This window comes from Limnohabitans sp. (genome assembly GCF_044361985.1).
Lineage (GTDB): Bacteria > Pseudomonadota > Gammaproteobacteria > Burkholderiales > Burkholderiaceae_C > Limnohabitans_A.
Genome location: NZ_JBIKHV010000026.1, coordinates 1 through 14,478 on the forward strand (window position 1 = coordinate 1; position 14,478 = coordinate 14,478).

At 60.2% G+C, this 14,478-nt stretch carries 11 protein-coding genes; 6 read left to right on the forward strand and 5 right to left on the reverse strand.

The features are described from left to right. Both ACIQ3A_RS06660 and recC read right to left on the reverse strand, forming a co-directional pair. Positions 1 to 3,105 (reverse strand): UvrD-helicase domain-containing protein (locus ACIQ3A_RS06660; protein ID WP_396430967.1); only part of this gene is annotated, 3,105 nt, incomplete at its 3' end. Then, a complete protein-coding gene (recC, locus tag ACIQ3A_RS06665) occupies positions 3,102 to 6,689 on the reverse strand; it encodes an exodeoxyribonuclease V subunit gamma (protein ID WP_396430968.1) in 3,588 nt (1,195 codons plus the stop codon). The genes ACIQ3A_RS06660 and recC, both read right to left, overlap by 4 nt. Before the next feature lie 599 nt (positions 6,690 to 7,288). Here recC and ACIQ3A_RS06670 point away from each other — a divergent pair. The 3 genes from ACIQ3A_RS06670 (at position 7,289) to ACIQ3A_RS06680 (ending at position 8,130) form a co-directional block, all read left to right on the forward strand. After that, positions 7,289 to 7,750 (forward strand): BRO family protein, encoded by a 462-nt coding sequence (locus ACIQ3A_RS06670; RefSeq protein ID WP_396430969.1) that lies wholly within the window; start codon positions 7,289 to 7,291, stop codon positions 7,748 to 7,750. A gap of 75 nt (positions 7,751 to 7,825) precedes the next feature. Continuing rightward, on the forward strand, positions 7,826 to 7,957 hold the full coding sequence (locus ACIQ3A_RS06675) for a hypothetical protein (RefSeq protein ID WP_396430970.1): 132 nt from the start codon (positions 7,826 to 7,828) through the stop codon (positions 7,955 to 7,957). Between the two features lie 38 nt (positions 7,958 to 7,995). Continuing rightward, positions 7,996 to 8,130: a hypothetical protein gene (locus ACIQ3A_RS06680; RefSeq protein ID WP_396430971.1), complete on the forward strand. Its 135-nt coding sequence runs from the start codon at positions 7,996 to 7,998 to the stop codon at positions 8,128 to 8,130. A 145-nt stretch (positions 8,131 to 8,275) separates the two neighbouring features. On the opposite strand, the gene ACIQ3A_RS06685 is transcribed toward ACIQ3A_RS06680, so the two are convergent. Beyond that, positions 8,276 to 8,983, reverse strand: coding sequence for a GntR family transcriptional regulator (locus tag ACIQ3A_RS06685; protein ID WP_396430972.1), 708 nt, complete (start codon positions 8,981 to 8,983; stop codon positions 8,276 to 8,278). A 281-nt stretch (positions 8,984 to 9,264) separates the two neighbouring features. Here ACIQ3A_RS06685 and ACIQ3A_RS06690 point away from each other — a divergent pair, with 281 nt between their 5' ends. From ACIQ3A_RS06690 to ACIQ3A_RS06700, 3 genes are read left to right on the forward strand one after another with little or no spacing between them, the layout of a single operon-like run. Further along, entirely contained in the window at positions 9,265 to 10,047 is a 783-nt protein-coding gene (locus ACIQ3A_RS06690; RefSeq protein WP_396430973.1) for an SDR family oxidoreductase, read from the forward strand. 9 nt (positions 10,048 to 10,056) lie between these two features. Further along, positions 10,057 to 11,013, forward strand: coding sequence for a 3-hydroxyacyl-CoA dehydrogenase (locus ACIQ3A_RS06695; RefSeq protein WP_396430974.1), 957 nt, complete (start codon positions 10,057 to 10,059; stop codon positions 11,011 to 11,013). A gap of 2 nt (positions 11,014 to 11,015) precedes the next feature. Next, positions 11,016 to 11,948 carry a 3-keto-5-aminohexanoate cleavage protein gene (locus ACIQ3A_RS06700; RefSeq protein WP_396430975.1) on the forward strand — a complete coding sequence of 311 codons (933 nt, stop codon included), beginning with the start codon at positions 11,016 to 11,018 and terminating at the stop codon, positions 11,946 to 11,948. Positions 11,949 to 11,997: 49 nt separating this feature from the next. Here the strand turns inward: ACIQ3A_RS06700 and ACIQ3A_RS06705 are convergent, their stop codons facing one another. Further along, positions 11,998 to 13,170 carry a HupE/UreJ family protein gene (locus tag ACIQ3A_RS06705; RefSeq protein ID WP_396430976.1) on the reverse strand — a complete coding sequence of 391 codons (1,173 nt, stop codon included), beginning with the start codon at positions 13,168 to 13,170 and terminating at the stop codon, positions 11,998 to 12,000. Further along, positions 13,167 to 14,432: a tetratricopeptide repeat protein gene (locus ACIQ3A_RS06710; protein WP_396430977.1), complete on the reverse strand. Its 1,266-nt coding sequence runs from the start codon at positions 14,430 to 14,432 to the stop codon at positions 13,167 to 13,169. Before ACIQ3A_RS06710 ends, ACIQ3A_RS06705 begins: the two co-directional genes overlap by 4 nt. Between the last annotated feature and the right edge of the window lie 46 nt (positions 14,433 to 14,478).

Genomic DNA, 14,478 nt, shown 5'->3' on the forward strand with positions numbered 1-14,478 from the left:
CTGGTCATGTAAAAAGTTGCCCGCGCTGGGGCCACGGGCAAAACCATGCCAAGGCGACACGGCCGCTGTTGCACGCGGAGCGGCAGCAGCAGCAGAAAGCATGGCCAAGTCCACACCTTCATCGGGCGGTTCGTCATCCGCTGGGCGGGGCGGGGCCATTTGCAGGGCCGCTTGCAGCACAGGCTGTGCAGACAGATCACGCGCCAGACGCGAAAAGCTGGCAATGGTCCAGCGCTTGTCGATCACCGCCGTGCACGCCAGCACTTCGCGCAAAGCAGGCCGATCATCGTCTCGCTGCCAGCGGTTCAAGCCCACTTCGCCGGTTGCAGTCTGCAGCTGCACAGGCAAGGGCTGACCATGGGCATCGGCCAACAGGGCTTGAAGCAAGTCAGGCCACTCGTGCGCTTCATGCGGCGAGTCGCCGCCCACCAAACGCCCAGCAGCGCTGAGGTGGTTCTGGCAGTCCTTGCCGCGCGGCTTGTGCACAGCGGCCCAGCCCACCCACAAGGCATGGCGTGCGCGGGTCAAGGCCACATACCAAAGCCGCAGGTCTTCGCGCAGGCGATCGGCATCGGCGCTTTGTACATCTTGCGCGGTGAACTGCAGATGGTTGTGCCGCTCGCCCTGTGCATCGGTCAGGCGAAGTACCGTGCTCTTGTCGGCCCGCACCAAGCGGTGGCTGTGCGCAAATGGCAGGCAGACCACCGGGTACTCCAAACCCTTGCTGGCGTGGATGGTCACCACCTTCACCAAGTCTTCATCGCTTTCCAGGCGCACGGTCTGCTCGTCGCTCTCGGCGTCTTCGTCCATCTGCTGCACCAGCCAGCGGATCAGCGCTTGCTCGCCATCGAGCCGCATGCTGGCCGACTGCAACAACTCGGCCAGGTGCAGCACATTGGTCAGGCGTCGCTCGCCTTGTGCCTGACCGCGCCAACGCGCCGCCAGATTCAGCGCATGCAGTGACCTGCGCACCATGGCCAGCACGCCCTGGGTTTGCCAGGTCTGGCGCAGCGTGTGCATTTGGTCGGCGTAATCGTCCAGCGCATCCCCGTGCTGCGCCATGTGGTGCAACTCGGGCAAAGAAAAGCCCACCGTGCGGGTGGCCAGCGCAGCACGCAAGCGCCGCATGTCTTGCGGCTCGGCCACAGCGCGCAACCACAGGCACAGGTCGCCCGCTTCGTCGCTGTCAAACACCGAGTCGCGGTCTGACAAATAGACCGAGGCCACGCCCCGCTCACTCAGCGCTTGACGCACCGCATCCGCTTCTTTGCCGGTGCGCACCAGCACGGCGATGTCTTTCGGTTTGAGGCGCTGGTCGGCTTGGCCCGCTTGTACAAAACGGGTGCTGGCATCGCCCAGCCAGGCCACGATCTGCTCGGCGCACAAGGCCGACATGTGGGTCATGGCGTCGCGGTGGCTGGCCAATTCGGGCGCGTGCACCAGCGTCATGGCGGGCACCTCATCTGCCTGACGGCGCAAGACTTCATCTCGGCCGCTGGCCTTCACGGGCTGAAACGGCAAGGGGTTGCTGCCGTCTGGTCGGGCATAGCCAAACGCAGCTTTAACCGAGCGTGCATCGCCCACCTCGAACCAACGGTTCACCACATTCACCAGCGCCTGGGTCGAACGGTAATTGGTGCCCAGCACATAGTGCCGCCCCGCCGTGGCGCGGCGTGCGGTCAGGTAGCTCAGGATGTCTGCGCCCCTGAACCCGTAAATCGATTGCTTGGGGTCGCCAATGAGCAGCAGCGCCGCTTCGCGCAGGTTGTCGGCGGTGCAATAGATGTGGTCAAAAATGCGAAACTGCAAGGGCGAAGTGTCTTGAAACTCGTCGATGAGCGCAACCGGAAACTGCTGGCGCAAACGCAGTGCCAGGCGCTTGCCATCATCGCCCCGCTGCAAAGCCGCATTGAGCCGCTGCAGCATGTCGGCAAAGCCGAATTGCGCCGTGTGCTGCTTGAGCCAGGCAAGGCGCTCGGCCACCCGGGTGCGGGCATGGATGCGCGCTGCCACCCTGGCTTGAGGCAAGCTTTGCAGTGCCGCTTGCAAGTCGGCAAAGGCCTGGCACTGCGGGGGCAGCGTGTAGGGCTTGTCGTCCTCACGGCAAGCGGCCATGCCCTCGGGCGTAAAACGCTCCCAGCCGGTTTTGCCCATGCTGTTTTTGAGTTCGTCGTAGCCGCCCTCACCCTGCGCCCAAAGTTTCAAGGCGTCCAGCCACTTGCTGCAGTTGGCCAGGCCCAAACTGCGCTTTTTCCAGCCTGAATTTTCCATGGCCAGCACATCGCCCAACCAGTCGAGCAAGGCATCGGCCTGCTCGGGCCAGCCCCTTTTGAGCTGGGCCAGGGCCTGCGCCCTTGCTTCGGTGGACCGGGCCAGCGCATCGCCAAGCGACTGACCAGGCAAGGCCGCGGGCAAGTCTTCGACATGGAGCAACTGGCGCATGTCTTGCTCCAGGGCGGCCACGTCACGCCAGATGCCCAGCACCTCGGTCACAGACGGCGCGTCCATGGGGTAGAGCTGTTCGCGCCAATAGTCCTGCACCGCCTCCAGTCGCAGCGCAGCTTCGTCGGCCACCAGGCTTTCTTCAAACAGGTTGCCACTGTCAAACGCGTGCTCGCGCAGCATGCGCTGGCACCAGGCGTCGATGGTGTACACCGCGGCATCGTCCATGGCCTGTGCGGCCAAAGCCAGGCGGTAGGCCGCTTTATCACGTGAGGCGGGGTCCGGGTAGTCGCGGAGCAAGCCCCGCAAAAAAGTGTCTTTCGCGTCCAGCAGATCGGGGTTGCGAAACACCTGCGCCGCCTCGGTCAGGCGGGCCCGAATGCGGTCCGACAACTCGCGCGTGGCCGCCCGGGTAAAGGTCATCACCAGAATGTCTTGCGGCATGAGCGGGCGAAGGCCGGGTTCACCGTTTTCGACTTTTTCGCCCTGCTCGCCATGCCCCAGCACCAGCCGCACATACAGCGCGGCAATGGTCCAGGTTTTGCCGGTGCCCGCGCTGGCCTCGATCAGGCGGCTGCCCCACAGCGGAAAAATCAGTGCTTCCAACGGGTGACTGGCAACTTGTCCTTCTGACTGACTCGCTGAATTTGTTTGAGGGTTCATGACCAGGCCTCCCCTGGTGCGCCATCGTCCAGCTCGTTGTCCGGCTCGGCGTCCGGCAAGGGCTCGGTCTGCAGGCCATCGGCCCATTGCTTGAGCGGACGGTACACCGCTTCGGCCAGCCGGTCCAAGTGATGGCCCGCCAGCAACTCGCCCAAATTAGGGTAGGTGCGGTACAGGGCCGCGTCTTTGCGGGCTTCGCCGGCCTGGTCGTAACCATTGCCTTCGTACAAATCGGCCAGCGTGTTCAGGCTGGTCTGGCCCTTGTCTTTGTCCTTCAGCCACTGCAGCGCCACCAAAGGCGGCAAGGGCAGCGGCCAGCGCATGCCCTCGGCATAAACGGCCAGCAACACTTCAAGTTGCGCCCGGGCGGTGTCTGTGGCCATGGGTCGCATGCGCACAATGGCGTTGCGCCCCACCAGCACCCCGTGCACCGGCAAACCCGTGGCCGCTGCCGCCAGGCTGGTCAGCCAGGGGCCCATCAGCTTCTCGGGCAAGGCCCGGGCCTCTTTCTTTTTATTGATCGTGGCAATTTTGGAGGCCTGCATCTGCACCCACGCGGTGTGCACCTGACCACCCTCCACGCGCTGGCGCCAGCCTGTCAAGGCATCTTGCAGGCGCACCCCCGCATGCGTGTGGTCGATCAGGCCACGGGGTGCCCCCTCGGGCCACTGGTCGCGTTCTTGCAGGCCGCACAACACCAGGGGCTGCAACTCTTGCGCCAAGCGCCGGGCTTCGTGCTCACCCACAGCCGCCAGCGGCAAATCGCCCGCGCGACGCAAGCGTTGCACAGCGTCCTGAACATGCCGAAACACGCCCTCAGCGCCCAGGTCAGCGGGCAGGCGGTGCAGCTCATGGTCCATCCGCTCGTAGAGGTCTAGGCCATTCAGGCTGAACAGTTCTTCGTCGTGCAACTCGGTGCGGTCGTGTTCAAGGCTCAGCTGCAAACGCTGGCTGAAAAAGCTGGCCACCGGCCTGCGCAAAAAGCGCAGCAACTGCGCCAAGCTGAGCAAAGGCAGGCCACCGGCCGCATCGATGGGCTGCAACGGGTGGGCACTCGGGTGCTCACTCGGGTGCGGCACCGGTGCAGCCGTCACCGCCAGCTGTGCCAACTGCGCTGCCCGCCACTCTCGGGCATAGGTTTGCAACCGGCTGCCCTCTTGAAAATAAACCCGGCTGAAAGGCTGCAAGGGGTACTCCGTGGTGAGGCGCTTGGCACTGCCCTTGCCCCACAGCGCGTCGATCTCTTCTCGCAACTGCGACACCAGCACCGAAGGCGGTTGCTCACTGTTGTTGCGCACGCTGCGGCCACTCCAGCTCACATACAGCGTGCGGCGGGCCGACAGCAAGGCTTCGAGCATCAGCTGACGGTCGTCATCGCGGCGCGAACGGTCACCGGGCCGACTCATGCCGGGCAGACCCAGCAAGTCGAAGTCGGCACGCGGACTGCGCCGTGGGTAATCGCCATCGTTCATGCCCAGCAGGCACACCCACTGAAACGGAATCGCCCGCATCGGCATCAGCGTGCAAAAGGTCACACCGCCCGCCCTGAAGCGCTGTTCCAGCTTGGGCACTTTCAGGGCCTCCAGCCAGGCCGAGCGGGCCACCGCCAGCGGCACAGTGTCTGCAAAATCAGCCTGGTCGGCGGCACTGGCCCAATCGTTCAAGGCCTGGTCCAGGGCGGACAAAGCGTTGCGGTCGGCATCGTCTTGTGCCTTGAACAGGGCGGCCAGCAAGGCGCGGCCGCGTTCGGCCCACTGCAGCGGCCTAGCGGCGCTGGCACAGGTTTGCCACCAGGCCATCAGCGCCTGCAGCAGGTGCGCCAAAGCCCCGGCCAGCTCGGCATCGAGCCCGCCCACTTCGGCATAGGGGTCGATGGCTTGGGCATCGGCGGGCACGGGGTCGGCGCCACAGGCATAACCCATCAGCATGCGCTGTACGCCAAACAGGGCCGAGTTGTGGTCGCCGCAAGTGTCCAGGCCCAAGCCAGCGCGGTGTTCGGCTGACAAACCCCAGCGAATGCCCGAGCCCGCCATCCAGCGGGTCAGGGTGGGCAATTGCTCAGGCTTCAAACCAAAGCGGGCAGCCAGCGCAGGAACTTCAAGCAGCGCCACCAAGTCACTCATGCGGCTGCGCTGCTGGGGCAAGGCCAGCAGCCATTCCACCGCATGCAGCAGGGGGCTGCTGGCCTGCGCACCCAGGTCGGCAATGTCGCAGGGAATGAAGCGTGCATCGCCCCGCTTGTATTGGCCAAATACCGCACGAATGGCCGGCGCCATGAGCTCAATGTCAGGCACCATCACCACCACATCGCGGGGCGACAAGTCAGGGTGGTGGTGGAACGCCTTGAGCAACTGATCGTGCAACACCTCCAGCTCGCGCACCGGGCTGTGCGCCACTGTGAACACCACCGACTGGTCGTCGTCGTGCAAAGGGGCCTCGACCGGGTCTTGCGCCGACTTCAAATCGCGCATGCGGTTTTGCAGTTGCGTCAGCAGGCAGGTCGCATCGGCCCCCGGTGCATCGTCAAACAAATCCAGACGCTGGCCCGGCATGCGCTCCTGGGCGGCCTGCAAGTCGTCAAAGGCGTCCAGTTGCCGAATGAAGTCGCGCCCCTGCCGCCCCCACGCGGCCAGCAAGGCGGGGGCATGTAAATGCATCTGCTCAAAAGGCATGCTCGACAGATTGACGCTTTTGTAGGAATGCCTGCGCCGCTCGGCCCGCAAGGCGTCGCGCCCATCCATGATGTCGCCCCAGTGAAACTGGCACGGGTTGGGCACGGCCAGCAAAACCTGGCTGTGCTGCGCCAGCGCGGCCAGCATCTCCAGCAACTGGCTGGGCATGTGGCTCATGCCAAACACCGACACGCGCCGCGCCACAGGACTGGCCAGCCCTTGGCCAGACTGCAAGCGGGCCAAAGCCCTCACATGCAAAGCGGGCCGGGTGGCTTGGCGCTCCGACTCGGTCAAAGGGGCCAGCACGCGCCGCCACAATTCGGCTTGCCACAGTTGGTCTTCCGGCAACTGCGCCGAGACATCGCCGGGCAAAACCCATTGCCCCGATTCTTTGCGCAGCACGTTGCGCCCGGCGGCCCAATCTTCAAGCCAGTCGGGTCGGTAGATCTGGTACTGGTCAAACAAGTCCGCCAGGCGGCTGGCCAGTTGCAGCAAACGTTCAGGATTCGGCTCAGACTCAGCCCGAGTTTTGTCGCCCTGCAAAAACCCGGCCACGGGCTTGAACACCGAATCGTTCACACAAGTGGGCAACAAAGCCATCAGCCTCCACGTCATGGGCAGTTTGTCCAGGGGCGAATCGGGTGGCACCTGTTGCGCGCCCAACACCTGCCGGTAGGTGCGCCACAAAAAACGCGAGGGCAACTCCACCTTGGTGGCCGCGCACACCCCACCTTGCTGAGCCAGTGCCATCTTGATCCACTCGGCCATGCCATTGCTTTGCACCAGCACCACCTCTTGCTCCAGCGGTGCCAGGGGCTGACGCGCCAGCCAGCCCGACAAGGTCTCGGCCAGCACCTCGGAGCGGTGGCTGTGCAGGGCCAGAAAACCGGGCGAGATCAAGGATGTGGTCATTCAGGAAAGGTTCAGGGCCAACGCCCTGCAAAACAAGGCGCCCGCAAAGCCAAACAGGGTGCGAAAGCAACTTGGAAGAAGCGCGCGAAGCCACAAGAATAGCCGCAAAACAAGCCCCTGCGGGCTCGTGCGCTGAGCCCGCGCCATGCCAGCCAACTGCTGCTTTATGAGGCATACACCGCCAGCCCAACAGGCATGCGCCTTGGCAGGCTTGTTCAAGGACTTATCCACAGCTTTGGGCACGGGGTTTGGGGATACACAAACGCAAGTGGCGTGGCTTTGTATATCTCCGCCGGGCCCAAAAGACATCACCCGCCTGTCAGTCAAAAAGATTCCATTACGACTACCATCATCCATTCCAAAGCTTGATAGCAGTAGACAACAGTTGAGCGCCCTCTTCTCTAAATAACCCATCCTCAATTCCCCTTATGACTCTCCAAGTCAGCACTGGAGACTGGATGCCACTGGCCAGCCAACCCAAAAGATTGTTGCGACCGGTCGTCAGGCTGAGTTCATCACACCGATACCCATAAAAGTATGTGACAAGCTAAACGGGAAATTCAACTTGCTGCCGAACAACATCAAAAGGGAAAAACAGAATGAATAAAGAACTGGTTCAGATCCTCACTGACACTTTTGAGGGCCATGCACAGCAAACCGAAACGGCTGTGGAGTATTGGCTGGCAAGGAACATTCAGCATCTGTTGGGCTACGTTGAATGGCGCAATTTCGGGCTTGTGATCAACAGAGCCAAGACAGCTTGTGAAGTCTCTGGTCATTCACCTTCAGATCATTTTGTTGACGTCAACAAAACGATCGCCATGCCTAAAGGTGCATCCAAAGATGTACCTGACATCATGCTGACCCGTTATGCGTGTTATCTCATCGCGCAAAACGGTGACCCACGCAAATCAGAAATTGCTTTTGCGCAGACTTACTTTGCTGTGCAAACCCGCAAGGCGGAATTGATCGAACAACGCATGCTGGATGCTGAGCGCATCCACGCGCGCAAAAAACTAACCGAAACAGAGAAAGATCTCTCAAAAGTTATCTTCGAGTAAACCGGCGACAACCAGGACTTTGCACTTATCCGAAGCAACGGTGACCTTGCCCTGTTTGGCCAAAGCACCCAAGCCATGAAGGCGCAGTGGAAAGTACCGGATAGCCGCCCTTTGGCTGACTTTGCACCCACCATCTTGCTCAAGGCCAAAGACTTTGCGACTGAAATTACCATCTTCAATGCACGCCGGCAACAAATGGGCAGCTAAGGCAAATTTCAAAAGAACACATCACCAATAACAGGGCGGTGCGCAACAACCTGCTGGCACGCGGCATTCGCCCTGAGAAATTGACGCCGGAAGAAGATGTGAAGAAAGTTGAGCGACGCCAGCATTCGGACGACAAAAAAGCACTCAAAAAGCCTGACACCCTGGACAAGTGATAACCAATATCAAACGTGGTCCCGAAATCCACAACCGAGCTGAAATAAGAACCCCTCCAGCAGGACGATCTTCATGCGCCCACAGCCCGGTGAAGAAATGCTGCCCCAACGCACAGTCAAGAACCTAGGCACTTGGACGAACCCTTCAGCCCGCGGGCGCGTCGGCCGAGACCAAAACCCCAACCGAGATGATGAAATCGGCAGCGGACTGGATGTCGGCTTCCAGGGCTTGTCGTGCGCCTTCGACATCTTTATTGAGAATCGATTCGACCATGCTGGCGTGGTGTGTCAACGCCGTGCGTTGGTTAACCCGCACCGGGCCAGACCGCATGTCGTAATTCAGGATGGGACCAATGCGCAGCCACAAGGCCTCGATCAACTGCATCATCACGGGCATTTTGGCACCCCTATAAATTGCAAAGTGCAGCTCTTTGTTGAGGGAGATGAGTCGGGCACCGTCAGGGGTTTCGTTCTTCATTTCCCGTACAAAGCTTTCATGCCACATGACGATCTTCTGGGTGTCTTCTTCGCTCAGGCATTGGGCTGCTGTGGCGGCTGCCAAGCCTTCCAAGTTTTTGCGGATGCTGGTGATTTCGCGAAATTGACTGACCGACATTTGCGGCACCCTCAAACTTCGGTTGGGGGTGAGTTCGAGGGCCTGCTCGGCGGTCAATCTTTGCACGGCCTCTCGCACAGGCATCACACTCACGCCCAAACCTTCGGCCATACCGCGCAATGAAATTTGCTCGCCGGGCATCATGCGGCCACTGATCAAAAGCTCCTTGAATTGCTCGTAGACATCGGCGCTCAATGTTTGGCGCTTGAGAGGGGTGAGGAGTTTTATAACGCTCATGGTCAGTAGATATTCGGCCCGAGCTTAGCGCTTTAAACACTTTACATCACCCGGGGTAATCACTGATGTTTGATCTGTGATCACAGTCTATGGTGAGGGATGGAATCCACTTTCGAGGCTTCTGCAATGTCCGTAACCCGGGCCCTGAAGGAAATTGGACATGAATGAAAACAACCAAGTGTCCGTGAAATGGGACTTGCCGAGCCACTGCTCAAGGACCTGAACTACTGCTGCGAAAAACTGTGGATCTGATACAACCTGTTCAACTTTACGAGAAAAAAATGTCTCAAGAAAATACGCATGCTCATCTCAAAGTTTTGGTCACGGCAGGTGCCAGCGGCATCGGCTATGTCATTGCCCAGGAATTTTTAAATGCTGGCGCAAGCGTCTTCATTTGCGATGTGAACGAGGCCGCTTTAAATCAATCGCTGAAAGCACACCCTGGCTTGCACGGCTGCGTCGCCGATGTGGCTTCTGAAGACCAAGTCATCACCATGGTCACTCAAGCCGCCCTGGTCTTGGGGGGCATTGACGTTTTGGTGAACAACGCAGGCATCGCAGGCCCCACTGCCCGCATTGATGAACTGGCGCTGGCCGATCTGGAACTGACACTCAGGATCAATGTGGTCGGACAATTTTTATGTGCCAAACATGCCGTGCAACACCTGCGCAAGTCTCAACGGGCGTCCATCATCAACATGTCGTCTGCAGCCGGTCATTTGGGCATGCCGGGTCGGTCGGCCTATTCGGCGTCCAAGTGGGCGGTGATCGGTCTGACAAAATCACTGGCCATCGAATTGGGCAAGCAGGGCATTCGTTGCAATGCTGTGCTGCCAGGGGCAGTGGATGGGCCCCGAATCCGGGCCGTGATTGCCGACAAAGCCAAAATCATGAACAAACCGCTTGAAGAAGTCACTCGGGATTATGAAAACCAATCTGCACTGGGCCGCATGGTCTCGCCCCTGGACGTGGCCAACACCGTGCTGTTTGTGGCCAGCGATGGTGCCCGCAGCGTGACCGGTCAGGCTTTGGCGGTCGATGGTCACACCCAAGCCTTGAGCTGAAAGGATGCCATGAAAAAAACCCATGCAGTTGCAGTCGTTGGCTCTGGCCTGATCGGTCAGGCCTGGACTTTGGTTTTTGCACGCGCAGGTTGCGAAGTCCGGATGTGGGACGGCGACCTCGCGGCATTGCAACGGGCACGCGACTTGGTCGCCGAGTTGGCTGATGAGTTGGAACACAGTGGCTTGGTCGACAATGCGGCGGAGCTGATGTCGCATGTGCGGGTTTGCAACGAGTTGAGCGATGCGCTCAAAAATGCCAACTATGTGCAGGAAAGTTTGCCCGAAATACTTTCAGTCAAACAGGCCATGTATGCACAGCTTGACGCGCTTGTGCCGGCCAATGCCGTGATTGGCAGTTCTACATCGAGCATCCCCGCCTCTGCTTTCACTGAACACATGAAGACCCGTGAGCGCTGCCTGGTCGCGCACCCGGTCAACCCGCCCTATCTGATCCCTGTCGTCGAAGTTTGCGGCGCGCCCTGGACATCTCCGGAATCGGTGCAGGCCTGCATGGATTTGATGCACTCGGTGAATCAAAAGCCTGTTCACATTCGCCGTGAGCTGGAAGGTTTCATCCTGAACCGATTGCAAGGCGCGCTGCTGCGCGAGGCCTTCCGGCTGGTCGAGCAGGGGTACGTGGATGTGGATGGGCTGGACGTGACCATCCGCGAAGGCCTGGGGCTTCGCTGGTCGTTCATGGGGCCTTTCGAAACCATTGACCTGAATGCGCCAGGGGGTCTGGCAGACTATTGCGGGCGCTATGGCAGCATGTACCAATCCATTTCTCAAGAGCAAGCCTCCACCGAGCCCTGGTCGCCCGATTTGATAGATCAATTGCAAAAGGCTCGGCGTGAGATGCTCCCCTCAGAGGCCCTGGGAGACCGGCGCAACTGGAGAGACCGGCGACTCATGGCGCTTGCCCTGCACAAAAAACAACTTGAATCTGATCCATCCACACGGAGTTAAACATGAGCAAAAACCGCAAAGTCATCATCACTTGCGCCCCCACAGGGGCGATCCACACACCCAGCATGTCGCCTTACCTCCCGGTGACTGCGGATGAAATTGCCAAAGCAGCCATCGATGCTGCGCAAGCGGGCGCAGCCATACTGCACCTGCATGCGCGCGATCCGGTCGATGGCAAGCCCTCACAAGACCCGGCACTTTTTGTTCCTTTTCTGGAAAAAATAAAAGCCAGCACCGATGCAGTGATCAACATCACCACGGGTGGCAGCCCACACATGACAGTCGAAGACCGCATGCGTCCGGTCATGCAATTCAAACCCGAAGTGGCCTCACTCAACATGGGCTCCATGAATTTCGGTCTCTTTCCCATGCTCGATCGCTACAAGGATCTCAAGCACGATTGGGAACGTCAGCACCTTGAAAACAGCCGCGACCTGGTTTTCAAGAACACCTACAAAGACATCGAAACCATTCTTCGCCGGGGCACTGACAACGGCACGCGCTTCGAATTCGAGTGCTACGACATCAGCCACCTTTACAACCTGGCGCACTTCATGGACCGCGGATTGGTCTCTGGTCCATTTTTTGTGCAATCGGTGTTCGGCATCCTCGGCGGCATTGGCGCTCACCCTGAAGATCTGATGCACATGCGCAGAACGGCAGACCGCTTGTTCGGCGACCAATACCAATGGTCTATTTTGGGCGCTGGAAAAAACCAGATCCCGCTCGCCAGCATGGGCGCAGCCATGGGCTCACATGTTCGAGTGGGTCTGGAGGACTCTTTGTGGATGGGGCCAGGCCAGCTGGCGCAATCCAGTGCAGACCAAGTGCGCCGCATCCGCACTGTGCTGGAAGCCCTGAACCTTGAAATCGCCACACCGGCTGAAGCCCGTCAGCTGCTCAATCTGAAAGGTGGCAATCAGGTGGCATTTTGAGTGAGGGTCCTGGACTGACCCGCCCAATTGGCGATTGAAGAACCGCGCATCAGGCGAGCAAGCCTGTGCGTTCAAGTGTCCAAAACAAGCCCAGGACCACGATGGCCAGCGAGCCGCCTGCGACCACCACCCAACGGTAAAAGCGGGTGTTGCGCAGCCACCAGGCCAATGGTAAAAATGCCAGCACGATGGCCAGCTGGCCCAGTTCCACCCCCACATTGAAGCCGCCCAGGGCCGCCGCCAGTGCGCTGGGCGGCAAGCCCAGGTCCAGCAAGACATTGGCAAAGCCAAAGCCGTGCACCAAGCCAAAGACAAAGGCCAGTCGCCAGCGCTTGAGGGCGCTCCAGCCGAACAGGTTGTTCAGCGCGGCCAACACCACCGACAAGGCAATCGCAGGCTCGATCAGGTCGGCTGAGGGCTCCAGCCATTTCAGAATGGACAGCCCCAGGGTGATGGAGTGCGCCACCGTGAATGCCGTGACCACCGCCAAAACGTCCAGCACCACAGGCCTGGCTTGTGCGGCCGCTCGCCACTGCGTGACCCGTTGGCGCGACGGCTGCAGTGGTGCCAGTACCAACAGGCTGAGCAAAAAAAGAATGTGGTCAATGCCGATCCAGATGTGCCAGACGCCTTCCACCACGTAGCGACCAAATACCTTCAATGCACTGCTGTCGGCCTGGGAGACCTGGGCCTCAGGTCGCTCCGGACTGAGCAAAGCACTGCTTTGGTAGCCGGGAAAATCCACCTTGAGCAAGCCGCGGTGCAGGTTGTCCTGCGCAAAGATCAGGCCATAACGCAGCGTCAAGTCAGCGCTGGACACATCGGCCATACCCGAGCAGCTGGCAGCCCATTGGGCGCTCAGGTAGGTGCCATCGGCGTGCTGGCTGGCTTGCAAATCAGGCGCGCCCAGGGTGCAAATCTGGCCCGATGCGCTGAGCTGGATGCCTTGGGCCAGCCAAGTGTTGATCTCTGCGCTGCGCGACTGGGTTTCGCCCCAAGTGATCTGACCATCGCGGTTGCTGTCCAGGTCAAAGATCAGGTCGATGTCACGCCAGTGAATGTCGGCGCGCAGGGTCAGCTGCTTGTCGGCGGCACTGAGCGTGAGGTAGCTGTTGCTGCTGGAGTGCGCCATGGCGCTGCCGGCCAGCAACAGGCTGGCCCAAAGCAAGCCCACACCAGCGGTCCATTGGCGCAAAGCCTTGACGACTGGGCGGGGCATCATTTGCGGCTTCCTGTCCAGAGCGGGTGCTGTTTGAGTTGTTCGACAAGCCGCGTCAATGGCGGGTCACGGTAGCCGGTTTGTTCGGCCCACTTGACGACAGGCTCAGCCGCTCGGGGTTGGTTGACCGCCAGCGCAGCTTGAATAAACAACACGGCGTCGGGGGGTTCTTTTTGCAGCTGCCAGTTGGCCATGGACAGGGCCAAACCGGCTGCAGGGTCTTGGCCGTAGTCAATGAGGTGAATGAGTTTGGGCCGTTCAATGAGCGACTCTTTGCGAAGCGCTTGTGACTGCAAGCGATCGGCCATCTGCTTAGCCAGCTGGGGTTCGTCCGGGTCTTGCAGGCCCCGGCTGGCCAGCAAGGCTTGCATCAGCAGCGCATCCGTGATCGTGCTGGTGCCGAGTTTGCCCGCTTTGCCCAAGGCGATGATTTTGGCCTGGCGGTAATTGCCCTGCTGGTTGAGCAATTCGGCCAGCGAGAGCCTGAGCAGGTGCGATGTGGGGTTGGCTTTCAGTTGCTTGTCCCAGACGGCGATGGCTTGATCAGGCTGGCCCGCCACGCGGTGTGCTTCGCCCAGATGAAAGCCCAGCCAGTCTTGTGAGGACGGGTCTTTAAAGTAGGCCGCTCGGATCGCGGTGGTCAACAGGTCAACGGCTGAAAGGGCTTGCCCTGTGCGGTAAAGCAAGACCGCCCGGTAGACATGGGCCTCTTGCGGGTCAAAGAGTCTGGCCATTTCTTCGGTGTCCTGGCGCGCGGCAGGCATATCGGCCAGCAGCAAATGCAGGGCAAATCGCCATGACCAGAACTCGGCACGGCGAGGTTCTTTGGCGATGGCCTGTTGAATGTCTTGCAAGCCCGCATCGAATTCGTGAAACCCTTGCTTGACCAGCCCCCTCAAAAAATAGCCCTCTGCGGGCAAGTCAGTGGCTTGCCACCAAGGTGCCAACGCCGCCTTGGCCGAGCCGAACCAGCGCAAGTCGCCTTCAGTCAGCCCGAGGGTGAAAACCGCCCGGGCATAGGCCAAAGAGGCGTCCAAGTCCTTGGGCTGGGCACGCCAGGCTTGGTCGAGGGCGCGCAGCGAACCGTTGCGGCCAGTTTGTCCGTGGACGGAAGAGGTCGCCACCACATCAGAATTTGCCGGCTTGAAGCGTTCTTGCGCAACGGCTGGCAGCACCCAGACCATGAGGCCTGTGGCCAACACCATGGCCTGAAGGCGGAAAACCACCATTTGGAAGACATTCTTGGCTTGGCGGAATTTGTCCATGTTTAGCGTGTGCCTTTAAGGCTTGGTACGATGTTTATGTGTCGGT

Excerpts from the sequence above, each read along its gene's own strand:
- ACIQ3A_RS06705 (WP_396430976.1), bottom strand. The coding sequence starts at position 13,170 with ATGATGCCCCGCCCAGTCGTCAAGGCTTTGCGCCAATGGACCGCTGGT.
- ACIQ3A_RS06685 (WP_396430972.1), bottom strand. The coding sequence starts at position 8,983 with ATGAGCGTTATAAAACTCCTCACCCCTCTCAAGCGCCAAACATTGAGC.
- ACIQ3A_RS06710 (WP_396430977.1), bottom strand. The coding sequence starts at position 14,432 with ATGGACAAATTCCGCCAAGCCAAGAATGTCTTCCAAATGGTGGTTTTC.
- ACIQ3A_RS06675 (WP_396430970.1), top strand. The coding sequence starts at position 7,826 with ATGAAGGCGCAGTGGAAAGTACCGGATAGCCGCCCTTTGGCTGACTTT.
- ACIQ3A_RS06670 (WP_396430969.1), top strand. The coding sequence starts at position 7,289 with ATGAATAAAGAACTGGTTCAGATCCTCACTGACACTTTTGAGGGCCAT.
- ACIQ3A_RS06700 (WP_396430975.1), top strand. The coding sequence starts at position 11,016 with ATGAGCAAAAACCGCAAAGTCATCATCACTTGCGCCCCCACAGGGGCG.
- recC (WP_396430968.1), bottom strand. The coding sequence starts at position 6,689 with ATGACCACATCCTTGATCTCGCCCGGTTTTCTGGCCCTGCACAGCCAC.
- ACIQ3A_RS06695 (WP_396430974.1), top strand. The coding sequence starts at position 10,057 with ATGAAAAAAACCCATGCAGTTGCAGTCGTTGGCTCTGGCCTGATCGGT.
- ACIQ3A_RS06690 (WP_396430973.1), top strand. The coding sequence starts at position 9,265 with ATGTCTCAAGAAAATACGCATGCTCATCTCAAAGTTTTGGTCACGGCA.